Source organism: Hallella bergensis DSM 17361 (genome assembly GCF_000160535.1).
In the GTDB taxonomy this organism is placed as follows: domain Bacteria; phylum Bacteroidota; class Bacteroidia; order Bacteroidales; family Bacteroidaceae; genus Prevotella; species Prevotella bergensis.
Genome location: NZ_GG704780.1, coordinates 736,237 through 760,047 on the forward strand (window position 1 = coordinate 736,237; position 23,811 = coordinate 760,047).

12 protein-coding genes and 2 pseudogenes are annotated in these 23,811 nt (G+C 43.0%); 8 read left to right on the plus strand and 6 right to left on the minus strand.

The genetic code is table 11. The features are described 5' to 3' along the window. Positions 1-163 precede the first annotated feature (163 nt). Both HMPREF0645_RS02835 and HMPREF0645_RS02840 read left to right on the plus strand, forming a co-directional pair. Positions 164-931 carry a type IV toxin-antitoxin system AbiEi family antitoxin domain-containing protein gene (locus tag HMPREF0645_RS02835; protein ID WP_007173332.1) on the plus strand — a complete coding sequence of 256 codons (768 nt, stop codon included), beginning with the start codon at positions 164-166 and terminating at the stop codon, positions 929-931. Continuing rightward, positions 924-1,829, plus strand: a complete 906-nt coding sequence (locus HMPREF0645_RS02840) for a nucleotidyl transferase AbiEii/AbiGii toxin family protein (RefSeq protein ID WP_044123250.1) — start codon at positions 924-926, stop codon at positions 1,827-1,829. Before HMPREF0645_RS02835 ends, HMPREF0645_RS02840 begins: the two co-directional genes overlap by 8 nt. Positions 1,830-1,888: 59 nt before the next feature. Here HMPREF0645_RS02840 and HMPREF0645_RS02845 read toward each other — a convergent pair whose 3' ends face one another. The 5 genes and pseudogenes from HMPREF0645_RS02845 to HMPREF0645_RS02860 all read right to left on the minus strand — a co-directional run. Next, positions 1,889-8,098, minus strand: a complete 6,210-nt coding sequence (locus tag HMPREF0645_RS02845; protein ID WP_007173334.1) for a helicase-related protein — start codon at positions 8,096-8,098, stop codon at positions 1,889-1,891. A 92-nt stretch (positions 8,099-8,190) separates the two neighbouring features. Then, positions 8,191-10,272, minus strand: a complete 2,082-nt coding sequence (locus HMPREF0645_RS02850) for a type IA DNA topoisomerase (RefSeq protein ID WP_007173335.1) — start codon at positions 10,270-10,272, stop codon at positions 8,191-8,193. 20 nt (positions 10,273-10,292) lie between these two features. Further along, complete coding sequence (locus HMPREF0645_RS02855) at positions 10,293-11,702, minus strand: DUF3945 domain-containing protein (RefSeq protein WP_007173336.1); 1,410 nt, start codon at positions 11,700-11,702, stop codon at positions 10,293-10,295. A gap of 308 nt (positions 11,703-12,010) precedes the next feature. After that, a pseudogene (locus tag HMPREF0645_RS14135) lies at positions 12,011-12,195 on the minus strand (IS982 family transposase); the annotation flags it as partial. Between the two features lie 129 nt (positions 12,196-12,324). After that, a pseudogene (locus HMPREF0645_RS02860) lies at positions 12,325-12,630 on the minus strand (hypothetical protein); the annotation flags it as partial. A 292-nt stretch (positions 12,631-12,922) separates the two neighbouring features. Here HMPREF0645_RS02860 and HMPREF0645_RS02865 point away from each other — a divergent pair. From HMPREF0645_RS02865 to HMPREF0645_RS02890, 6 genes are all read left to right on the plus strand, one after another. Continuing rightward, positions 12,923-13,534: a TetR/AcrR family transcriptional regulator gene (locus HMPREF0645_RS02865; protein ID WP_007173339.1), complete on the plus strand. Its 612-nt coding sequence runs from the start codon at positions 12,923-12,925 to the stop codon at positions 13,532-13,534. Positions 13,535-13,610: 76 nt separating this feature from the next. Further along, positions 13,611-15,392: an ABC transporter ATP-binding protein gene (locus tag HMPREF0645_RS02870; protein WP_007173340.1), complete on the plus strand. Its 1,782-nt coding sequence runs from the start codon at positions 13,611-13,613 to the stop codon at positions 15,390-15,392. A gap of 12 nt (positions 15,393-15,404) precedes the next feature. Then, entirely contained in the window at positions 15,405-17,135 is a 1,731-nt protein-coding gene (locus HMPREF0645_RS02875; RefSeq protein WP_007173341.1) for an ABC transporter ATP-binding protein, read from the plus strand. A 6-nt stretch (positions 17,136-17,141) separates the two neighbouring features. Then, positions 17,142-19,523 carry a TonB-dependent receptor gene (locus tag HMPREF0645_RS02880; RefSeq protein WP_007173342.1) on the plus strand — a complete coding sequence of 794 codons (2,382 nt, stop codon included), beginning with the start codon at positions 17,142-17,144 and terminating at the stop codon, positions 19,521-19,523. Between the two features lie 41 nt (positions 19,524-19,564). Next, positions 19,565-20,809, plus strand: a complete 1,245-nt coding sequence (locus HMPREF0645_RS02885; protein WP_007173343.1) for a hypothetical protein — start codon at positions 19,565-19,567, stop codon at positions 20,807-20,809. 411 nt (positions 20,810-21,220) lie between these two features. Then, positions 21,221-21,556: an RteC domain-containing protein gene (locus tag HMPREF0645_RS02890; protein ID WP_044123155.1), complete on the plus strand. Its 336-nt coding sequence runs from the start codon at positions 21,221-21,223 to the stop codon at positions 21,554-21,556. 249 nt (positions 21,557-21,805) lie between these two features. Here the strand turns inward: HMPREF0645_RS02890 and mobC are convergent, their stop codons facing one another. Continuing rightward, positions 21,806-23,809 carry a conjugal transfer protein MobC gene (gene mobC / locus HMPREF0645_RS02895; RefSeq protein WP_007173345.1) on the minus strand — a complete coding sequence of 668 codons (2,004 nt, stop codon included), beginning with the start codon at positions 23,807-23,809 and terminating at the stop codon, positions 21,806-21,808. Between the last annotated feature and the right edge of the window lie 2 nt (positions 23,810-23,811).

Genomic DNA, 23,811 nt, shown 5'->3' on the forward strand with positions numbered 1-23,811 from the left:
ATAAAGAATAAATATGATGTTTTTTATCTTCCTTTTTATAACTGTTGGAATTTTTTCCTACAAGTCAACTATTAGTTTACCTGCAAGAAAAAAAAGCAACCAATTGGCTGCATTTACAACATTCTTTTGTATTTTTGCAGCAGTTTTTAATGGCAGATGAACTATGAGTGTATCAAAAGAAAAAAAAATAAACCAGATGCTTCTATCTGGACAGAAGAATGGGTTGTTGTTTGCTTCATGGCTTATAGAGCAAGGCTATTCCAAGCAGTTGTTAAGTAAATATCGTTCTTCTGCTTGGTTGTCTTCTCTATGCAAGGGGGTTATGTACCGTACTGGTGATAAGTTGTCAGCTTTTGGTGCTCTGCAGTCCTTTAACGATCAATTAGGAAAGCGTTTTCATATTGCTGCACATTCAGCTTTGGAACTCTGGGGATTCAATCATTATGTACCTATGGGAAAAACCTTGTTGATGGTATCAACGGGTAGCAGTGATAAAATGCCACGATGGATGAAGTTTGACGTTTTCGACCGTGAATTTAAGTTTTTCAAAACAGAAGTCTTTATATATGAACAGATAACCACTTTGACATATTTGGACTGGAATCTACTTACATCCTCTCCGGAACAGGCTTTTATGGAATGCCTGCTGCTTGCACCACGCCAATATGATTATATGGATTTATTCTATATCATGGAACAACTGACCACTCTGCGCTCTAATATTGTTCAATCGTTATTAGAGACGACAAAACACTACAAGATGAAGAGATTGTTTCTATATATGGCTGAAAAGGCAGGGCATTATTGGTATGAAGAGTTAGACCTTACAAAAATTGAGTTGGGGACACACAAGCTTCAATTGGTTAAGTCGGGTGTATATATCAGTAAATATAAGATGGTTGTCCCAAAAGAATTAAATGATTATGAATAACCAGCAATATAAAAAACAGGTGGCGTTGTTACTACGCATTATGCCCTTGGTTTACAAGATAACGGATTTTGCAGTCCATGGAGGTACGGCTATTAACCTGTTCCACCAGAATATGCCACGTTATTCGGTTGATATTGACCTTACCTATATTCCGATAGAGTCACGCACGACGAGTTTGGAAAAGATCAGTCAACATCTCGCAGAGCTAAAAACAAGAATAGAACGTGCCATTCCCGGAATACATGTGGTACATAAATCCGAAGTTTGGAAATTGCAGTGTATGTATGATGGTGCCACGGTGAAAATAGAGGTAAATGGTACAAAACGAGGCATACTCGGCGAGGTTGAAATCATGGAACTCTGTCCGAAAGCGAAAGAAGATTTTCAAGCCAACTGTAAGGCACGCATAGTTCCTTATTCTCAATTGTATGGAGGGAAGATTACGGCTGCCCTCAGCCGTCAGCATCCACGTGACATGTTTGACTGCAAATACATGAAAGACCAAACGCTTGAAGATGTAAAAGACGGGTTTATCTTATGCTTATTGGGAAGCGACAAACCTATTGTAGAATCCCTGTGTCCTAATAATATAAACCAAGAGGAGGCACTTGAAAACCAGTTCAAGGGAATGTCAGATATTCCATTTACCTATACAGACTATGAGCAGACTCGTAAATCTATTATTAAAAAGGTAAATGACATCCTTACAAATACAGACAAGGAATTCCTTGTTTCCTTTGAGGATGGAACACCACAGTGGGAGAAATGTTGCGCAGGGGATTTAAGCCAATATCCATCTGTACAATGGAAATTGCTGAATATAGGTAAACTCAAGAAACAGGCTCCCGATAAGCAAAAAGAGGGAATAGATAAGCTAAAATGTTATTTGCAGGTATAGTGATAAAATTCAAACATTCGTATTGAATGTCTGAATTTTATTTAGCCCTCGGCATATGTTTATCGTTTCCATTTGGGTCTGAAACTCTGTGAACGACTATCCTCTTCTTTATCTTGAACTGAAAGATGCTCTTTTCCAATCTCAATAGAATGTTTGTTGTTAGACAAATTCTCTCCTTGGTTTACTTTCTCCGTCTCTTCTTTTTTCTCCTCTGGCGGTGCAAGCGTAAGCGCAATCTTTCTGTCCAATTCCGCTGCCTCCCCCTTGAGCGCACGCAGTTCGACCTCTTTCTTCCATGAACCGTTGGCAATGTTGATGTAAACGTCTTTGTTGGCTGCTGCCTTTGCCATTTCCTTCTCATGTGACTCTATCACCTTAGGGATACGCTCCAAGGCATTTACGAAGTTCTCGCAGGCAAGTTTCGGGTCTGCCGCTAACTTACCGTTATTATAGGTATAGTAGATGCTTTCCTGTCCCTTGACAAAGAAGCGGTTCACCGAGCAGTCGAACAAGTCCTTGGAAGTGCTCTCCGTCTTGACCATGACGGAAAAGCCGTAAACCTCGCCAATCTTGTTATACTCGCTCTTGGTACGAGCCTTTTCCTCTATCTCATGCAGACGGGCGGCGATGACCTTTATGTCGGTGCTGTCCTCTACACCTTTGATTGTCAGTTTATTGACGGGCAGTCCCTCCTTGTCCCGCTCCACACGCTGCTCAAAGCAAGCCAAGTCAGCTTTAGCTTCCTTAATCTTGTCGGAATGGAAGGACACGGAACTCTCAATCTCCGCCAGCTTGCCCGTTGCGGCATCACGCTCACGGAGAAAATTCTTGCGCTCGGATTCCAAGGTGGTAATCTTCTTATCCAATCTTGCTTTCTCCAAAAGGTCTGTGTTGCCTGAAAGCACTGCTACATATTCTGAGAAGTTCATACCACTGTCCTCGTCCATCGAACCCTCATCAATGGTACGGCTACCCAAGGTGTTTGTTTTTAGCTGGTTGATAAAGAGCTGTTTGTTGTGCAACAGATTGAACTTATAGCTATCCAAGGAACGCTCTACGGCATAGATGATGACATCGACCTTGTTGTCCGCAAACTCCTTGGCAACAAGATTTCCTTTTCGGATGGCACGCCCATTGCGCTGCTCCAAGTCCGATGGTCGCCAAGGCGTGTCCAAATGATGGATAGCCACGGCACGCTGCTGTGCATTCACACCAGTTCCCAACATGGAGGTAGAACCGAAGATGATGCGGATGTCTCCACGGTTCATAGCATCCACCATTGCTTTCTTGGCTTTCTCGTTCTTGCACTCTTGGATGAAGCGTATCTCGTATGCCGGGATATGGTAGTCCTCTACCAATTTTCTCTTGATTTCCGAATATACATTGAAGTTTCCACCGGGCTTGTAAGTACCCAAGTCAGAGAAAACGAACTGCGTCCCTTTCTGTGCATCGTACTTTTGGTAATAGTCATTGAGCATCTTGGCACAATGGCTCGCCTTGTTGTCGATATGGTCTGAGTACCCATTTTCATCAATCATGCGTAAATCTAAGCTCATCTTGCGGGCATAATCAGTTGCAATGAGCATCTTTGCCTTTTCCTCACTCTCACTCAGTGGTGCACGTCCCAAGATTATGGCATTGCCCGTCTTGGCGAACTCCATCAGTTTGCCGATAAAAACTTCCTGCTCGGGTGTCGGTGGTATGTTGTGCAGTATCTCATTCTTCTCTGGTCTGTCAATGCCGATGTCCTTGGCAGTGCGAAAATCGCAAATCTCCGCATAGAACGAGGCGAGCTCCGGCACCTTGATGAATGTCCTAAACCGCTCTTTCTGAATGATGTCGTTTGTGATGGAGAACTCGTAGTCAGTCGATTTCTTGGCAAAGACTGCTGCCCATGCGTCAAAGCTGTTGATACCCTGTTTCTCCAAAGCCTGCGGGCGCAGATACTTGAACAGGAGATACAGTTCCGTCAGACTATTGGAAATGGTCGTTCCTGAAAGGAAAGTGGCTCCCAAGTCCTTGCCCGAACGCTCCTGTATGGTGCGGATGGCAAAGAGCATGTTCAGGGCTCGCTGTGAGCCGTCGGGATTGCCCAAGCCCGACACCCTGTCGTGGCGGGTGTTGAACATCAGGTTTTTGAATTGGTGCGATTCATCTACAAAGAGGTGGTCGATACCCATCATCTTGAAGTCCACGGCATCGTCTTTTCTTTCGGCGATGCTGTCCTGTATGTTCTGTAACTTGGCTTCAAGTGTCTGCTTGCGTTTTTCCAATCCTTTGAGCATCCCACGGGAAATCTCCGCTCCCTGCATACGCAGGACTTCAAGGTTTTCCTCCACAGAGTCCTTCTCCTTCTGCAAGATAGCCTCTTGTACTTCCAAGGATTGCGGTATCATGCCGAACTGCTCGTGCGTGAGTATGATACAATCCCAGTCGTTGTTTTTGATGTCATTAAAGATGCGCTGGCGGTTCTGCTTGCTGAAATCATTCTTGCCCGGATAGAGAATCCTTGCATTGGGATAAGCTTTCCTAAAGGTATCGGCAATGTCGAATACGTTTGCCTTCAGACCGATAATCATCGGTTTGTTTGCCAGTCCCAGCCGTTTCATCTCGTAGGCAGCCGTACACATGATAAGTGTCTTGCCCGCTCCCACCTCGTGATCGCAGATGCCGCCACCGTTAGTTTTGAGCATCCACACAGCATCCTTCTGACTCTTGTAGAGGTCGGCAATGCCCAATCGTCTGAGGTCAAGATCGGGAAAGGTCTGGTGCGTGCCGTCGAAGTTGGGGCGCACAAAACAGTTGAAAAGGCGGTTGTACCTGTCTGCGAGCTGTTGCTTAAAGGTGTCAGGTGTTCGTCCGAGCCAATCGACAAAGCCCTGCCGTATCTCTTCTATCTTGGCATTCGCCATCTGTATGGCGTGTCCGTCCCTTACTTTAATGGTCTTGGCCTCTCCCGTAACCTTATCCGTCACCTCCTTGCTCTTGTTGATGTCGGGAATGGTATTGTGCAGGGCGTGCTTCAGAAGATTGATGCCGTCATAGCGTCGGAACTCTCCCTGTACGGCATACTTATGCCAGATATTGGCATTTTTACGGTCGCAGACAATACTGTACTCGTCCATATTGGAATGATAGGATACGTTAATGTCTGTCTCGAAGAACTCTGAGGCAAACCTGCCATAGACCTTGGCAGGTATCCAGCGTTCACCGAGATTGAAGTCAAGGTCTGCAAATGGAATGGGTGTCGGCGTGGCTGCACGCAGGGCAGCAAGACTCTGCTTTGCCTCTTCGTGGTCGGGATGTTCCAAGAGCCACGACTCGATACGCTCCGCCTTTTCTATTACATTGCCCGAAATGAACTTGTCCGCAACCTCATAAGCATTCTCTTCGGGATTATAATAGATGCGACCTTCTAAGGAAGAAATGATGTCGCTTTCCTCCATATCAGGTAAAAGCGAACTCATGTAGTGAAGTTCCACTTTACCATACTTGTTGAGCGATGCACCCAGTGCCTCCATCGGGTCTGCGGCAACGGTCAGCTCTGTGGTAGAAAAAGCCGTTGGATGGTCAAAGATGTCCGCCTTGACGTACCTGCCGTTTTCGGAGCGTTCCAAGAAGAGCATTTCCACGCCTGTGGCATCCATCTTGATGATGTCGGTGTTCGCCTTCTGATTGAAGTAGCCCCAGCGTGCAACATAGTCATCATACAAGTGATTGAGTCTGCTGCGATCCTCCTTGTCTTCTGCATGGTTCTCTGCCTCGTAGTCATAGAGACGATGGTAGCACTCCCGTATCTCAATATAGCTTTTTAATCGGGAAAGCTGGGCATACGGCAAGTCCATCGGATTAAAGGTTGGATGTCGCTTTAAGTCAGAAAGAAACCCCACCTGACCTTTCTGCACGACAATAGAACCATCTCTCAGGTGAGAGTCCGGCAATGATAGAAAAGGGCGTGGTGATGCGTCAAACTCTTTCTTAACCTCTGTTATCGGTTGTGGCTTCCGCTCTTCGGCTTCGTTCATAAAGTCAAAGAGGGATGGCTCAAGGTATGAAGGGGAGGCGGTCTTATTATTGCCCTTTCTTTTGGTTTTACGCCCCGGAGTGACAGTCGAGTGTGTTTCCTTGTTCTCCTTTCCTACTTTGTTTTCTGGATGCTTTTGGACTGTCTGAACCTGTGTTGTAGGAGCTTCCTTGATTTCCTTGTTCACGCGCGTTACTTCCTGCGTCCAAAGGCTGTATTCTTCTGGTGTAAACAGTGAGGGTTGCTCCGTTTCCTGTCGCTCATCAATACTGTCCATAATGGGATGATGATCCTCATCGAAATAAACCGTCTGCCCGTTCATCTCCCGTGGGGCTTCCACGTCGGTGCGGATTTCTTTCACTTCCTGCTCATATTGGCGGTGAAGGCTAAGCACGGGTACGCCCTCTGGGACTGATTCTTCAATAGTAGAGCCTGCCTCTTGTATCTGTACTGTCTGCTCACCGCCCGTTTTATCAACTTGCTCACTGATTTTTTCAACTTGAACTTCCTCTTTGGGTTCTTCCGTAGAAAGGTTATCTTCCATTGTCGAAGTCTGAACTTCAGGTGCATCATCTTCCTTGATTTCCTCAATAATCGGCTCCTTGGTGTATCGCCCTTTTACAATTTCTTCCAATTCGACTATCTCGTGCAGTTTCTTGGGTGTAAAGTACAGGTCGCGCTCGATGCCCAGCCCATGAATCTTCACTTCCTCCATCTCGTCAAGCGACATATTGCCCAACTCCCAGCCGTAGCCCATCGTGACAGCACCGAAACCAATGCGGCTCTTAGGGTCGTACTCCAAAAGATAAGCCGTGTAAGCTCCCATCGGGAAGAAATAGCGTGCATAGGCGACCTTATCGCCTATCAATCCTTTCTCTGTGCTGTACAGTTTAGGTAGTCGCTTTCTGATGCTGTCGGGCATCAGATTATAGGCGTTATCTGCCTCCTTGTCCGTTTTTGGGTCCTCTTTGGGCAAATCAACCGTTATCCCTAACTTATGCAGTTGCTTCTCGGCTTCTTTCTGCCGTTCCTCCTCCGTCATAGGTATGCCTGTTTCATAGAGTTTGCGGTCAAAGCGTTGCTCAACTTCCAAGGAGAGCTGTGTCCTGATACTCTCCGCCATATCATCAATGCTGCCATCGAAGCGATACTCCCATGCAGGTTTTCCATAAGGGTCTGTACCCATTATGCGCTCTGTGGCAATGGTGCGATGAGATATGTCTTTCCAATCTCCTACAAAAAGAGAGTTATGCTTGAAGACGACAGAAGAGCCTTCTTCCTTGGGAACGGAAAGAGTTTCTACAAACTGCTGTTCAATCCCCTCGCTGATTTCTTTACCAGTCTGCTTCTGCAGGACGATGAGGTCACTGCCTACGTCCGTTCCTGCATTGTCTGAAAACATACCTGATGGCAGTCGGAGAGCGGAGATAAGGCGGCTGTTCTGCATCAGATAACGACGTATGGCTTCATTGCGGGGACTGTCCAATACACCCTGCGAGGTGATGAATGCCAGCAAGCCACCTTCCTTGATGCAGTCCAGACCTTTCACGAAGAAGTAATTGTGGATGGCACGTGTGGATTCCCTCTTAAGAACATCCTTGCCCTTGCTGTACTCACGGTCATAGACCATGAAATCCCCGAAAGGAATATTACTTGTTACAAGGTCGTACTTGTCCTTATCTTTCAACTCCCCGATGGCTTCAAAGGGTTCTTGGCGGACAATGATATTGCCTTGCCCATAAGGATGAATGGCTTGTGAGATACGGGCAGTGAGCAAATCTTTTTCCATTGCATCGACCATACCAGCCCTTTTAGCAAAAGTCTCGGTAAAGGCTCCCATGCCTGCCGAAGGGTCCAAGCAGCGACGTATGGGTACATCTACAGAAGTAAGCGCATCGGAAATGGCGGCAACGATACGGGTATCGGTATAGAAGGAGGTCAGTACGCTTGTCTTGATGCTCTCCCAATAGCGTTTAGCGGTGTTGGCATCGACGGCTTCACGGTAAATCATCTGTTTGAGCCTTTGGGTTGGCTCGAAAAGTTGTTGCTCCGATTGGCTCCAATAGCGGAGGTCATCGGGGCTGTCACATCGGTTCAGCACGCATTTCAAGCCACCGAAGCCCTGATAGTTGCGCAATATGTCTTTCTCGGCTTCGGTGGCTTCGCGGCGTTCTTTTTCCAAGCGAAGCACAACACGGATGGCTTCAGTGTTGGCTTCAAGGACGTTTTTCTTATTGTATGCCATAATTTTTTCTTTTTAATTAAGGAGGAAAAAGGTCGGAAGATAACAGTATATCACCTTTCGACCTGTTCTGTTCCGCTTTGTTTCTATAGGGATTATCTCCCTCGTTGTTTTCCTTTCCTGTTTTCAAATTCAAAAGAAGTGGTGTAATCTTCATTAAGGACAAGTCGGGCGTTGAACTTTTTGCCTGCCTTACTGGTCAATCCTTTGAGAATGGGTGTACGTCCTATGGTTAGCAAATCCCGGATATGGTCCTCTGTGAGAAGTGTGCCACAAACCTCACGGAAGATATGAAAGTCACAGTCCTCATGTCTGCATTTGGCAACCTTGGCATAGATGCCCACGCTCTCAGTGCCACACTTGGGGCAGCGATAGGTGGGATAAGACTTCTGTTTGGGAGCCAGCGAGAGGAGTTCCTCGCAGATGGTGCCGATGTATGAGTTGATGCCTTGCGCGAATTTCTCCGCCGGCATTTGCCCTGCTTCAATAGCGGCAAGAGCCAGTTCCCAACTACCTGTCATCTCTGCATTGGCAATCTTCTTGTCCTTGACAATCTCATAGACAGCCAAGCCTTTCTCGGTAGGTATGATTACTTTCTTGTCCCTTCGAATATAATTACGAAGGATTAGTGTTTCTATGATGTTGGCGCGGGTAGCAGGTGTTCCTATACCGCATTCCGCCATTGCCTTACGCTTGTCTGACTCCTCCACATCCTTACCTGCATTCTCCATAGCAGAAAGTAAAGTAGACTCCGTATAGAGTGGTTTTGGCTTGGTCTTATGCTCGATGACTTCTGCATCAAGGACTGGCAAGTTTTCTCCCTCTGTCAGGTTTGGTAATGAAGACAAAACCTGTTCATCACCATCTTCTTTCTTTTCAGCTTCCGCTTCTTTACCTTCCTGTACGGTTTTCCAGCCCAAGGAGATTTGTCGGCACGCTTTCCAAGCAAAAGTGCTGTTGCCGTCCGTGAAACGTACCTGCATACGCTCTTCTTCTGAATCGGGAGAAAATGCTTCGATGAAGCGACTGACTACCATTTGATAGATAGTTGTTTCATCTGCCGACATTCCTGAAGGCGTTTCTCCTGTAGGAATAATGGCGTGGTGGTCAGTAATCTTTGCGTTGTCCACCGAATGGCGGTTTAATGGTGTTTCTATCGTTTCTCCTATTTTGCGCAGTAGGGCGGGTATTTCCTCGAAGACATCCTCACTGATGTATCGGCTGCCTGTGCGGGGGTAGGTCGTGATTTTCTTCTCATAGAGGCTTTGGGCTATTGAGAGGGTTTTGTCCGCTGAAAAGCCGTAGCGTCTGTTGGCATCCTTCTGTAAGGCAGTAAGGTCGTACAAGAGTGGTGGCGGTGTACCAGCCACCTTTCTTACGACCGATTCCACTGTAAGCTGGCTCTGACTGCGAAGTGTAGCGAGATCAGTCAGTGCCAATGCTTCACTCTCATAGTCTTTACAGCCAACGGCTTTCAGAGACACGCCCTCTTTCTCTGTAAGGGCGGATATTTTCCAATAGGGTACGGAAGAAAAATCACGATTTTCTATGTACCGACGGCAGACCATAGCAAGAGTCGGGGTCTGTACCCGTCCCAAGGAATAGCCTCCCTTGCGGGCGATAGACAATGCACGGCTTGCATTGATGCCCATGAGCCAGTCGGCTTCGCTTCTTGCCTTGGCGGAATAATAGAGATTGTCGTAATGGCTTCCCGGCTTAAGATTGGAAAGTCCTTCACGGATAGCTTTGTCTGTCAGTGATGAAATCCAAAGACGGTCGAAAGGCTTTCTGCAACCAAGATGTTGATAAATGTAGCGAAAGATCAACTCACCTTCACGCCCTGCATCGGTGGCTACAATGATGCGGTCTGCTTTGTCAAAGCAGGAACGGATGACCTTAAGTTGCTTTAATGCAGCAGGATCTGATACAAATTCCTTGTCCCTGCGCACTTGACGGACGATTAACTGGAAAGGATTGGGACGGATGGGCAGGTCTTCGGCTTTATAGGCTGCAAAACCGTAGGCTTCAGGCATGGCAAGGGTAATAAGGTGTCCCATTGCCCATGTAACGAGATACCCACTTCCTTCCATATATCCATCCTGCTTGTTTGTTGCCCCAACAATGCGGGCTATATCTCTGGCTACCGAGGGTTTCTCGGCGATAATACAGGTAATCATAGTGCTGAATGGTTTTAAGGTTACATTCTACGTCCACGGGACTTTTTCTGCTTGTTCTCGTCCTGCTTTTGCTTCTGCTCGGCAGTAGGCTGTGTCTGTCCCGTTTTCAGCGGTTCTTTCACATTCTTGGTGGCTTCGTTCGTCTTGCCGTGGTTGTTCACGGCTACCTGCGTCTTGTGTTCTTCTGCCACAGCTACGACCTTTTCCTTACCAGCATCCTGCTTCTTGTCAGGATTCCACTTGTAAAAACGTGGGCGGTTCTGCTCCTTGTCCATACGGACGTAGGCATTGAAGGACTTGCCCTCCTTATCGACCATGTTCTTCAAATAGAGTGTGCGACCGCTATCCAAGGCTTCACGCTGCTTCTCAGATAGTTCCAAGCCGCAGAGCTTGTGAGGTACGCCTTGTTGCTGAGCCTGTTTGTGTTCCTGTCGTTCTCTTAAACTCTTGTTATCGCCAAAGATAAACTCAATGCCTTTCTTCTCGGCATTGACCTGAAGCGTGGCATTAAAAGACTTGCCGCTCTTGGCAGTCATACCTTCCACTTTCACGGCTTTGCCTTCCACAAGGTCTTTATACTGAGCGTCAGAAAGGGTAACACCCTTGATTTCCTTGGGGATATTCACACGGTCGGCACGTAAGGCAACAATTTCGTTGGTCTGTGGATCGATGGAGACATAGGCAGAAAAAGCATTGCCGTTCTTGGATGTTACTTCGATTGTCTTACCCAGATTACCCGTAGTGAGTAGTTGTTCTTTCTCTTCGGGAGAGAACTTGTAGCCCATATAGGGGAAGTCGAGCTGTGGCTCCTTGCGTAAAGGGTGGATAGCCAAGCCGACATTGCCGCTATCGTCCGTGCGGAATGCAAGACGTGCTTCGGTGTAGATAGTTGTATCACCAATAGGTACGGCAATAGTAACAAGGTTACTCTTCTGCCAAGAAAGCATCTTTTCTAACTCTCCACTTTGTTCCAGTCGTTCACGGGTAAGACCGAGGTCATTGAGTTGTTTCCAATCAATCTTCGATTCGTCAATGACTGTGGCGTTTTTCTTTTGCGGCAAATAATCTTCAAAGGATACTCCAATCTCTGTCAGCTGCTGTTTGCTTTCTGGCTTTTCACGACTTTGCAACATGGTGCGAAGATTGTCCACACCTTGTTCTACATTGTTTGCCAAAACTTTGTACAGTCCGAAACGAGATGGGTCGTTGAACTGACGGAGAAAATTGCTCATGAAGTTTTTTAGAAGTCCGTCCTTGTTGTTAAACTTCAAGAACGCTGCCTGATTCGCAGCGATTGCTTCGGTGGTTTTAAGGTTACCCTTGTCGTCAATACCAGAAACTACGGAAAGCTTGCCTGCTTCCTTTTCGTTCTTTACTTCCGTGCGGTCTTCCAATACCAGCACATAGTTGTCATTGCTGTTTGATTCCATAATTTGTTACTATTATATGTATAGAGTTTCGAACAACAAAATTATAGTGAAAAATCTTCCAAACTAGTCATGAAGGAAAAATCAGGACATACTAAGATAAAGATAGAAAATATAAAAACGAGGTGTCATTTTATAAGGATTTAAGCATTATCACTGCTGTCCACTTAAACTCAGTAATTGTTCTTTGAAATAGTTGAATTTAGCTAGTTGCAAAGTTTTTCTGAGTCTAAGGATTTGAATTTGTTCCTTTGCAGGGGATCATCAGATTCTGCATATGTATAAAGACAAATACGTTTTCGCTCCGTTAAATAGTGCTTGAAGTTGCGGAATGAGCCAAAATGGTAGCACAGCAGGATGGTCATGATTTCGCTTTTGGACATTTGCCCTTTGCAGTTTCTCATTCGCTTATATCCCTAGTCCATGGGGCGATATGGAGATTTTTAGTTAATTCGGTATCTAAATTCTTGCAGAAGTCATCCAACACACAGAATATTTATGTAACTTTGTCAGTGGTAATCATCACTATATATGTTTGTAAATTGTTGATTTTCAACCATAAATTTGCAAAATAATGGCGAGATTACCAACTTTTTAGGGAATTTTTTTATCTCGAACTGGCATTATTGGAGGGGACTTCCAGAGCTTTGAGCATCTCGGAGAGAACCCGTGCGCTGGCAACGGCACTCTCAAAAGGCACTTTGAAGAAGTTCAGCGGTGTGGGGTGCTTGAACTGCCGCATGAAGTTTGAAAGGAAGTTTTCCAGCGCATTACTGTGCTTGTCGAACTTCAGGAAGCTCTGTTCATGATCGGCGGTGGGCGGAACCGTTTTCAGTCCGCCTTTCTCGTCTGTACCTGCGACGGCTTTGAGATTTTCGTCCTTCTGTTCCTTGACCAAAAGGACTTCTTGGTCTTTGATTTTTTCGTCCATGTTACTATGTATTTAATGGCACCAACAGCGGTGAACGGACAAAAGTAAACCAAAGAAACCGTGTGTGTTAGCAGTTGGAGATAACTGCGTACTTGTGGCGTCGATATGGATAGAAGTGGCTTTTTAGGAAGAATTACCTATCTATATGTTTATGTTGGAAATTCTCCTTTTTGCGTACCTATAATATTCAGAAGACGTAAAGATGAAATTGAAAAATACCCATTTTTGGGTATTGCGAGAAACTGATAGATGCTTTAATTTTGCACGAAATTAAGACGTTGTACTATTCACTATGAGTAAAGACAATCAAACGAGAGAGAGATTACTTCTCTTGGCAAAGAAAGAATTTCTTAGAAGAGGCTTCCAAAAAGTTTCTATGAGGGACATTTCTGCTATTACGGGAATGGCTTTAGGGAATATATACTATTACTACAAGACTAAAGATGAGCTATTCCATGATGTCTTATATCCTGTAGTAGAACAAATTCAACAACTAATAGATAGTCACAATACAGCATCAAAGCTAAACAAGTGTTTTTTTGAGGAAGAACATCATAACGATGCTATTTTATGGCACTTTTCACCCTTAGTTTCTCAAAATAGCGATGAGTTATATCTTTTGTTTTTTGGAGCAAGAGGTTCTTCTTTCGAGAATTATTCAGAGGTGTTAATTCAAAAATTCACAGCTATGGGGATAGAGTATATTCGTAGAATGAAAGAGATTTATCCTGAGATAAATTCAAGTATAGATCCATTTTTTATGCATGTGTATGCGGCAATGCAGGTTTCAGTCATAAAGGAATTTATTCTTCATCGAAAAATTCCCAAAGAGAAGCTACAAACATTTTCGGAAACCTATTCGAGTTATACGAAAGCCGGATGGAAGTATTTAATGAGAGTCTGAGAAATCAGACTCTCATTTTTTAGTACAAAATCAAGAAATCGTCCTATATAAAAATTGAAACCTATAACATACTGTCATGAATCAAAATTTATTTGACGCTATAAAGCGTTATGCAGGTGAAAAGTCATCATTCATTCCCATTGCAATGTTTCTTTCGGGATTGAGTGCCGTGTGTAGCATGTTCCCTTATCTATATATATATTACATTATAGACGAGGTAATTTCTCACATACACGAAGGGGAATATCCTTCCGTAATCAGTCAATATGCATATTCTGCATTAGCTTTCGCCTGCGGTGGAATCTTTTTCTATTTTCTATCTCTTACCTTTTCCCATTTGGGTGCTTTTCGAATAGAACGGGAAATGAGATATCAGGCTATGAAGAGAATTCTTTCATTTCCTCTTGTTTTCTTCAATCAGAACACAACAGGGAAAATACGCAAAATCATTGATGACAACGTGAGTATCACACATAGTTTTGTGGCACATCAGTTACCGGATTTAGTTGCAGCAATAACAATGCCTATTGTTTTTATTGTCGCTTTATTTGTTTTCGATTGGAGATTCGGAGTTGTAACTCTTTGCTTATTGCTTTTGAGTGCCTTTTTCATCAAACGTATGATGGGAGGAGAAAAAAGCAATAGTATGAGACAATATATGAATGCTCTTGAAGACATGAATACGGAAGCGGTAGAATATATCAGAGGAATACCTGTGGTAAAAACATTCCAGCAATCTGTTTTCTCATTCAAAGGATTTCACGATGCCATTTTGAGATATAGGGATTGGGCATATAAATATGCATTGAGTTGCTGTAATCCTATGCGAGGGTTCATTCTATCAATACAAGGTATGTCCATAGCTTTTGTTTTCCTGTTTGTCCTATTGCTAAAATTAGGATATTCAAGTGCAGCCCTAATCAATCCCTTTATTTTCTATGTGATATTCACTCCCCTATGTGTCGTTATAATGAATAAGATAATGCATTTAGGAGAAGCTGCCAGTCTTGCAAGAGAAGCAATAGACAGAATTGGCAATCTTTTGTCTCATCCTACACTACAAGAAGTTGCGACAGATAAAGAGTATATTCCTACGGACTTTTCCGTAACCTTTGAAAATGTGAGTTTCTCATATACGGATGATCAATCTCAAGAAAAAAAGAAACAAGCTGTAAACAATGTCAGCTTTACCATTCCGCAAGGAAAAACGGTAGCATTGGTAGGAGCTTCGGGCGGAGGAAAATCAACCATAGCCAAACTTATACCTCGCTTTGCTGATGTCAATTCAGGCTGTATTAAAATTGGCGGTATTGACATTCGGAATATTTCGAGCAAAAACCTGATGTCCTACATTACTTTCGTTTTTCAAAGTTCGAAGTTATTCAAGATGAGTTTATTGGATAACATAAGATATGCTAAGCCTAATGCGACAATAGAGGAAGTCAATAAAGCTTTAGCTATAGCCCAGTGTAAGGACATCATAGAAAAAATGCCCGATGGGTTGAATACTATTATTGGGACAAAGGGAGTTTACTTGTCCGGTGGAGAACAACAGCGAATCTCTCTCGCAAGGGCTATACTGAAAGATGCACCTATCATCATTCTTGATGAAGCAACGGCATTTTCCGATCCTGAAAATGAACATCTATTCCAGCAGGCGTTTTCCGCAATAACACAAGATAAAACAGTACTTACAATTGCTCATAGGCTATCCACTATCAAAGACGCAGATAGCATCATTGTAGTCAAAGACTCTGAGATAAAAGAGATGGGTACGCACTCGGATTTGGTAGCACAAAATGGTGTGTATGCAAGTATGTGGGCAGAATATCAAAAATCAATTAGTTGGAAAATATAAGATAAAATAATCATGCTAAAATATTTAGAAAAAAAGTTCGCACTAACAAATAAAGGAGCTGTCCAGTTATTGAAAGGAACATTGTTGTCGGCTCTGTTAGACCTTTCGTTCATGTTGCCAATAGGTCTTGTAGTTTATGTTCTGACTACTACTATTGAATACTTATCTAAAGATATATATCATTTTGAAGTCCCTATAATCTTTTATGTCGGAACTGGAATACTATTGTTATTTGTAATGGGAGTAGTCGCCAAAGCTCAATACAAAAGTGTTTATGTCAGCACTTACTATGAAAGTGCCAATAGACGTATTCACCTTGCAGAAAAACTGCGTCGCCTACCCCTTTCATTCTTCGGTAAAAAAGATTTATCCGATTTGACCAATACAATAATGTCAGATTGTGCAGATTTGGAGAAGGCTTTTTCACATGCCATCCCCCAATTATTCGGTTCTACCATTGCTCTTATTATAATGTCTATCCCTCTGTTTATAACCAGTTGGCAACTGGCGTTGTCTTTGTTGTGGGTTATACCGGTAGCATTTATTTTGATATTAGGAACCAAACAGATTCAAAAGAAATACAATCATGTGCATTTTGAGGAGAAAAGGAAAACCTCAGATTTGCTTCAAGAGGGATTAGAAAGTATACACGAAATTAAGTCTGCCAATGGAGAAAAACGTTATTTGGATGGATTGGACGAACAATTAGCAATAGCAGAAAGAACCCAAATAAAATCTAACTTATTAGGGGCACTCATCGCTAATTCTGCTCAGTTAGTTTTGAAATTAGGACTCGTAACTTTAGTCATTGTTGGAACAGCATTATTGACAAAAGGAGAAATATCCCCAATGTTATTTTTTATGTATCTGATAGTCGCTTCCAGAATATTTGATCCGGTTATTTCCATATTCGAATACATTGCACATATCACAAATGTAAATAGCCAAATAACCCGAATGAATGAGATTATCAATTATCCCATTCAAGATACTGCACGGAATATTACTCCTACTCATTTTGAAATAGAGTTTAAGGATGTAACATTCGGATACAATAGAACTGATTCAATTCTGAAAGATGTGTCCTTTACTGCCAAACAAGGAGAAGTTACAGCATTGGTCGGTCCGTCCGGAAGCGGCAAAAGTACAGTTGCAAAGTTAGCAGCCCGTTTCTGGGATGCCAATTCGGGCACAGTTACCATTGGAGGCATTCGTGTGGAGGATTTTGATTCAGAGGAATTGCTGAAATACTATTCTATCGTCTTTCAAGATGTGACCCTTTTTAATACATCCCTGAAAGAAAACATTAGAATAGGAAAAAAGGATGCGACAGACAAAGAAATCATGGATGCCGCACATGCTGCAGGATGTGATGAGTTTATAAAGCGTCTACCGAATGGTATTGATACGATTGTCGGCGAAAATGGAACCACGATTTCCGGAGGTGAAAGACAGAGAATATCTATCGCCAGAGCATTGTTAAAAGATGCTCCCATTATATTGCTTGATGAAGTATCCGCCTCTTTGGATGTCGAAAATGAAACCAAAATCCAAGAAGCGATATCCTGCCTGACAAAAAACAAAACCGTAATTATTATAGCTCATAGAATGCGTACGATATCAAATGCCAATAAGATCGTAGTTCTTGAGGCTGGGCGTGTCGTACAATGCGGAAATCATAATGAACTGATAAATCAAGATGGTATATATAAACAAATGGTACTGCTCCAATCTAAGAAATAAACGACAATGAGAAGAAATAGTATTGCCAAACAACTCTCTTGGGTCTACCGGGTCTCATTGATTTTTATTGCTTTGACGTTTGTTGAAAGCATGGTTATGGCACAATCAAATGAAGATCTTTATGAGTGTTGTGGAGTTGTGAAGGATAAGAAAACAGGGATTCCATTGGAAGGGGTTTCTGTATGTTGCAAGATGCAAAAAAACGGAACAACAACGAACAGCAAGGGAGAATTTACATTAAAACTACCCTTAGGGAAACATGAACTTTTGTTCTCCTATATTGGCTACGAGGATGAGAAAAAGCTTTTGGAATGTCGAAAGGTTACAAAATCGATTACTGTCTTTCTTACAGAAACTTCCTCCTCTTTGCATGAAGTAGTCGTTGTGGGGAAAAGCAAGGAGCAAAGGATGCGAGAATCGACAATTCCCGTTTCTGTAATTTCAGCAAAGGACTTACAGGGTACTGTAAGTAATGCCAACGAAATACTCGCCAAAACTGTAGGTGTTACAGTAAGGAACGGAGGCGGTGAAGGAAGTTCGGCGAGAATATCTGTCAGAGGACTTGAAGGAAAGCGTATCGGGGTGTTTGTTGACGGTCGTCCCATGAATGAGAACAGCGACTACGCCGATATAAATGATTTCCCTTTAGATATGATAGAAAGAATTGAAATCTACAAGGGCATTGTACCTGCATGGTTAGGCGGAAACTCCGTAGGAGGAGCGATAAATATCGTTCTGAAAGAGTTTCCTCCCGGTTATTACGACATTGCTTACGGATATTCGTCTTTCAATACACATAAGTTCAATTCTGTAGTGAAGCATAATGAGGAAAAGTTGGGACTTTTATTTGGTATTGGAATTGGATATACGTATTCCGACAATAATTACATGATGGATTCTCCCTATTATGACAATTTAAAAGTCAAGCGTAACCATGATCAGTACAAGAAGTTGCTCACTGGCTTTGGAGTGAAAGCTTTTAAGTGGTGGTTCGACGAAGTCGAAATCGAAATAGGACGTATTCATAGCCAGAAACAGATTCAAGGGATAGAATATGACATTCGGCAGGCTCATACAGATATCAAGAGCTATATGGGTAAACTTCATTTGGACAAAACAGACTTCCTTATAAAGAATTTGGACTTGAAATCGGATTTCATGTATTCGTATGGCAACACCTCTTTCGTGGATACGGCTACGATTCGTTATCAATTTGATGGAACACCGTTCCCTTGCCCTTCTCCTTATGGAGGAGAAGTTGGGCGCTATCCATCTCAGGCACAGAATCGGAAACATGGATTCATGAGTAAAATAAATCTGAATTACATGTTTGCCCGTCAGCACACGTTAAACTTCAATTCTCTTGTCAATTATGCTTATGGCATTCCTAAAGACGTGGTGAGAGACGTCGCCTTAGGGTACAAAAACAGCTTTGATACTCACATGACAAGTGCTACGCATGGTTTGTCCTATGAATACAAGACAAAAAACAGCCGCCTGATGAACGTATTGGCTGCCAAGCATTATTTCTATAACACGCATACCACAATAGTAAATCCGTTAAAAAAGCAAGACCGTTATCAACAAGTACATTGTAAAAAACATGATTTGGGAGTCAGTGAGAGCGTACGCTACCAATTGTTCCCCTCTATTTTCTTAAAAGGGAGTTTTTCTTATGATGTGCGCCTTCCTTCGGAGGAAGAATTATTGGGCGACGGCTGGGTGATAGAACCATCCACAAACTTGACACCGGAACATAGCAGAAGTGCCAATGTTGGTTTGATTTTTAATCGGACAATCTCAAGCGGGAATAATCTTCAGATGGAATTGAATGGCTTCTATACTTATCTGACGGATATGATCCGATTTGTCGGAGGTCCGATACGCTCCCATTATGAGAATTTTGGAGAAATGAGAATGACAGGAATAGAGTATGAAATGAAAGCAGACATTAACCGTTGGCTATATGGTTATGGAAATATAACCTATCAAGACTTGCGCGACACGAGAAAATACGAACCGCTAACTCAAAATCCCAATCCAACCAAAGGAGACAGAATGCCCAACATACCCTTTTTGATGATGAATGGAGGGCTGGAGTTCCACAAAGAAAATTTGTTTGGAGGCAAAGGGCAAAACACACGAATAATGACTGATTTTTCATATATCCACGAATATTACTACGATTTCAAGCAGAGTAATTATCAGGAAAGAAAAATCCCCACCTCCTTTACTGTCAATTTAGGAATTGAACACAGTCTTTGGAGTGAGCGACTCTTTATCTCCAGCTACATTAACAATCTTACAAACGCAAAGATTATGTCGGAGTTTAATCGCCCTCTCCCCGGAAGAAATTTCGGACTGAAAATTCGATATGTACATCGTTAGAAGATTTTTTAACTCAATTGTTTAATATAAAATTTAAAATTATGATTAAAAACAACTTTTTCAAATTCACGCTTGCAGCTTGTGCAATGCTTGGTTTTGTGGGATGCAGCAAGGATGAACCAAATCCTACCCCGGAACTGTTAAAAGGAGACATCGCCGTTTCCTTCAATATGGTAAATCCTGACGGCAAATCAGGGAGCGTTCATGTAAAACTGATTGATGGCATAGAAGCCAAGCATGTAGACAATGCAAATGCTTTCTATGGAGGATTCATGTCTGGAATGTTCGGGCATAAAAATAGCATTTATGTATTCCCCGCTTATATGGGCGGAGACAAGCCAGAATTGTCCAAGTACAACCGTAATAACGGTAAACTCGAACCAGCAGGAAAACTCCCTCTTCCGCCACAAGCTTCCGCCGCTTGCATGGAGATTCTCAACGAGAATAAGGCTTATGTATCATTGCAGGCGTTGGGCAAACTGTTGGTATTCAATCCAACCACCATGCAGCAAATCGGGGAGATTGATCTCAACGGCTGTATTCCCGACCTGAAGGATGAGAATGGAACCATTGTCAAGAATCCAAGTCCCGGTGCAATGATTATCCGAGATGGAGTGCTATTTGTCGCTTTGGATGCGATGGTGGGTGAATATTGGCTACCTTCAGAAAAGCGACCTTTTTCAGACATGGCTGTTATTGATACTAAAACAGATAAACTTGAGAAGGTCATTACGGAAAAAAGCAGCGGCATCGCTTTCCCATCCCGTCCTATTGACCGCAAAACAATCTTTATGGATGAGCAAGGGGATATTTACATTGCCTGCATGGGAGGATTCGGATATAAACCAATAGATGCAGGATTCTTGCGAATCAAGAAAGGAACGACAGAGTTCGATCCCAGTTATCATTGGGTTATCAGTAAACAACCTTTAGAAGGTTTCTCTGTCAGTCCTAAATATATTCCTGCATGCCGATATATCGGTAATGGCAAAGTATGCGCCTATGTGTTTGTCAAGGAAAGTAACCAGTCTATAGGACACATTGACTTGGCTTGTGTTCCCGTAATGATGGATTTGAAGTCCAAGACTATGAAGCGAATCAACATCCCTATTTCCAGTGGATATTCGGTTGCCATTGAGAAGTACAAAGACAAGGTTCTGTTTGGTAACATGAACGAGAAAGACAAAGGCATATACATATACGACCCTAAAACAAATACGGCAAGCGACAAGGCTGTTATTACGACGGAAGGACAGGCTTGGCAAATGCACTATTTCGGAGAATAAGCTATTTAGAATATATATTCTGTTTGCGGCAAGGGCAATCTGTCCAATATCCTTATATAGAGAACATATCCGTATCTCTAAGAATGATATCATTAGGACGGTTTGTCCTTCATTCTTTTTATTGCTTACAATATATGAATATAAAAAGGCTCATACAAACAACAACATTTGAACAACTCATTTCAAGTGATTTGACAGCAACCCAAACAAGGGCTGTTTGTGATAGTTTGATCGAAAATGTAATAAGACTAAGCGACACGGAAAAAGATCCACAGTCTTTATTTCGGACTCTTTGTTACACTCGTTTCCATTTGCAAACAATCTGCGAAAAGAGCGGATTAACAACGGAGATGGGGAAAAAATGTATCAGAGCTGCTATACGTCATTGACAAGGAGTTAGAATTATGGTATATGCGAATGCAAGGAGTTTTATCTTTATCACCTCCGAATCTGCGATCCAATTCCTTCTGTATTCGTTGGACAGCTAAGGCAACCGACTTAGTTGAACTCCTTTATGCTCTCGACACCTGCGACTGTATCAATGATGGAGAAATAGGTGTGGAGGAATTAGCTTATGTTCTTTGTGAAATCTTTGGAGTGGAGATAAAGAACTGCTACAATGTCTATATGAACATGAAACGCCGCAAGGATGACAGCCGTACCTACTTTCTTGATGAACTCCGTGAGAAGCTGAACAAGCGTATGGTGGAGAGTGACCTGAAAGGTGGCAAGTTCAAGAAACGGTAAATCAAAAGGGAGATACTCCGCCAGAGTATCCCCCTTTGTCTTATTCTTTGATAAGCAGTTCCAATTTCTTGGCTATGTCCTCTGAGGTTGGAAGCACTTGTTTTCGTATTTAATGCATTATGAGAAAATAGGCTATAATATTAATATACTCAATTTTAAACGAAATCGTTGTGAGATTTACAGAGATCATACCTTTGATTCTTATTGGGAATAATCAAATCCATAATTAATGATGTATAGATGAAAGGATTACATTTTGATTAAATGAGCAAGCTTCGGATCATTCTTAATACGCATAATCTCTGAATCAACTAACGAGAGAATTTCTTCCTTGACTTTGTGATAGTTAGCTTCGATGGTCTCTTTGAGATTATCGGAGCCATCTTCGTTTGTAAAGTCTGCAATCGTGGGAATTGGTTCGTAGGTCTTTGTTTCTGCAGATACCTTGGCACTATCCACCACAATCTCTGCATGAAAAATCTTCTGGTCGATGCGTTCATCAAAGTTGTCTGACACGGCACCCACGAACATTCCTTGTGTAAGGTTGCTTATTTTCGATGCAGGGATAAGGCTATCCATCTGGGTGGAAATGGAAGTGGACTTATCGTTACGGTTGATGGTCATGGACTGCCGTTGTTGAAGTACCTTGCCGAAACGTTCTGAAAGCGTTTTAGCAGTTTCTCCAACCACCTGTCCACTGAACACATTTCCCACGGTGTTCTGTATCACCTTGCTCTCCTTGTCGCCATAGTCTCGGGTAAGCTGCGAGAAATCCTGAAAGCCCAAACACACAGCCACCTTGTTACTTCTTGCAGTGGCAATCAGATTGTCCAAGCCACGGAAGTAGATAGTCGGCAACTCGTCAATGATAACCGAACTTTTTAGTTGTTTCTTCTTGTTGATAAGTTTCACGATACGACTGTTATACAGACCGAGGGCTGCCGAATAGATATTCTGGCGGTCGGGATTATTACCGACAACAAGCACTTTCGGCTCGTTGGGATTGTTGATGTCAAGCGAGAAATCATCACCTGTCATCACCCAATAGAGAGCCGGAGAAATCATACGTGATAGCGGTATCTTGGCACTGGCAATCTGTCCCTGCAACTGATCCTGTGCTCCACCTTCCCATGCGTCCATAAAAGGAGAAAGATAGTTGGCAAGTTCATCGTAGGAAGTGAGTATCGGGAATATCTGTGCATAGGGACGATTCAGAAACTCTATAGCGTGAGGAAAGGTACAATACTTTCCGTTCTCATAGATTTTGAGGAACCAGATGATGGCGGCGAGCAAGATAATCGGTGACTCCACAAAGAAATCTCCCTGCTTTTGTATCCACGAGCGATTCAGATTGAGCATGATGGTGTAGGCACTCTCGTAAGCGTCCGATATATCCGTCATAAAGGCAGGATTGATAGGATTGCAGCGATGCGACTTTCTCGGATCGTCAAAGTTGATTACATAGAACTGTGGCTTCACCTTGTATGCATCCAAGTGATTAAGTAGGTGATTGTAAGCTATCTCTGAAAGGTCGGGAAATTTATAATCGTAGATATACATGGCAAAGCCTTTCTCTATCTGCTGCTTGATGTAGTTGTTTACGATAGCATACGACTTACCCGAACCCGGTGTGCCGAGTACCATTGAAGCACGGAAGGGATTGACCACGTTAATCCATCCCTTGTTCCATTTCTTCTTATAGTAGAAGCGTGTAGGAAGATTGACGGAGTATTCATTTTCCATCAACCGTGTTTCCTGCATGAAACTCTCATTCTCCGTGTTAAACACATCGTCCATCAGGTTGTTTTTGAGTAGTCGGCTCATCCATACACCTCCCATCAGCAGGAAGATATAACCCACGGACAGTGTGAAGATATATAGAGTAGCTGCCCCAACCTTGCCGATGGGCAGTGCCAGCAGCCACCAATTGAGAAAGAAAAAGACGAAGCCTGAGAAAAGCACCGTCCAAACCTTTGGCCAAGTGATTTTCTCCTCCTTCACGCCTTTTGTCCCAAGGCAAGACAAGGCAAGGAAAACCACACAAAAGAGTTTTGTCCAAAGGATGGATGAAAACAATCCTGTGGTACGCTGGAAATTCATCAGTATCTTATCAATGATTCCAAGCGTAAAACCCCAGACATAAAAAGCCTCGTAGCAGAACCAATAACAGTTAATAAGGAGAAATATCACTGATATACCTCTCATAAAGTCCATGACTTTACCTAATGCCCTTAAATCATCTTCTTGTGCCATAA

What these genes read in the sequence shown, in the direction of transcription:
- HMPREF0645_RS02835 (WP_007173332.1), top strand. Translation starts at nt 164, where the DNA reads ATGAGTGTATCAAAAGAAAAAAAAATAAACCAGATGCTTCTATCTGGA.
- HMPREF0645_RS02840 (WP_044123250.1), top strand. Translation starts at nt 924, where the DNA reads ATGAATAACCAGCAATATAAAAAACAGGTGGCGTTGTTACTACGCATT.
- HMPREF0645_RS02845 (WP_007173334.1), bottom strand. Translation starts at nt 8,098, where the DNA reads ATGGCATACAATAAGAAAAACGTCCTTGAAGCCAACACTGAAGCCATC.
- HMPREF0645_RS02850 (WP_007173335.1), bottom strand. Translation starts at nt 10,272, where the DNA reads ATGATTACCTGTATTATCGCCGAGAAACCCTCGGTAGCCAGAGATATA.
- HMPREF0645_RS02855 (WP_007173336.1), bottom strand. Translation starts at nt 11,702, where the DNA reads ATGGAATCAAACAGCAATGACAACTATGTGCTGGTATTGGAAGACCGC.
- HMPREF0645_RS02865 (WP_007173339.1), top strand. Translation starts at nt 12,923, where the DNA reads ATGAGTAAAGACAATCAAACGAGAGAGAGATTACTTCTCTTGGCAAAG.
- HMPREF0645_RS02870 (WP_007173340.1), top strand. Translation starts at nt 13,611, where the DNA reads ATGAATCAAAATTTATTTGACGCTATAAAGCGTTATGCAGGTGAAAAG.
- HMPREF0645_RS02875 (WP_007173341.1), top strand. Translation starts at nt 15,405, where the DNA reads ATGCTAAAATATTTAGAAAAAAAGTTCGCACTAACAAATAAAGGAGCT.
- HMPREF0645_RS02880 (WP_007173342.1), top strand. Translation starts at nt 17,142, where the DNA reads ATGAGAAGAAATAGTATTGCCAAACAACTCTCTTGGGTCTACCGGGTC.
- HMPREF0645_RS02885 (WP_007173343.1), top strand. Translation starts at nt 19,565, where the DNA reads ATGATTAAAAACAACTTTTTCAAATTCACGCTTGCAGCTTGTGCAATG.
- HMPREF0645_RS02890 (WP_044123155.1), top strand. Translation starts at nt 21,221, where the DNA reads ATGCGAATGCAAGGAGTTTTATCTTTATCACCTCCGAATCTGCGATCC.
- mobC (WP_007173345.1), bottom strand. Translation starts at nt 23,809, where the DNA reads ATGGCACAAGAAGATGATTTAAGGGCATTAGGTAAAGTCATGGACTTT.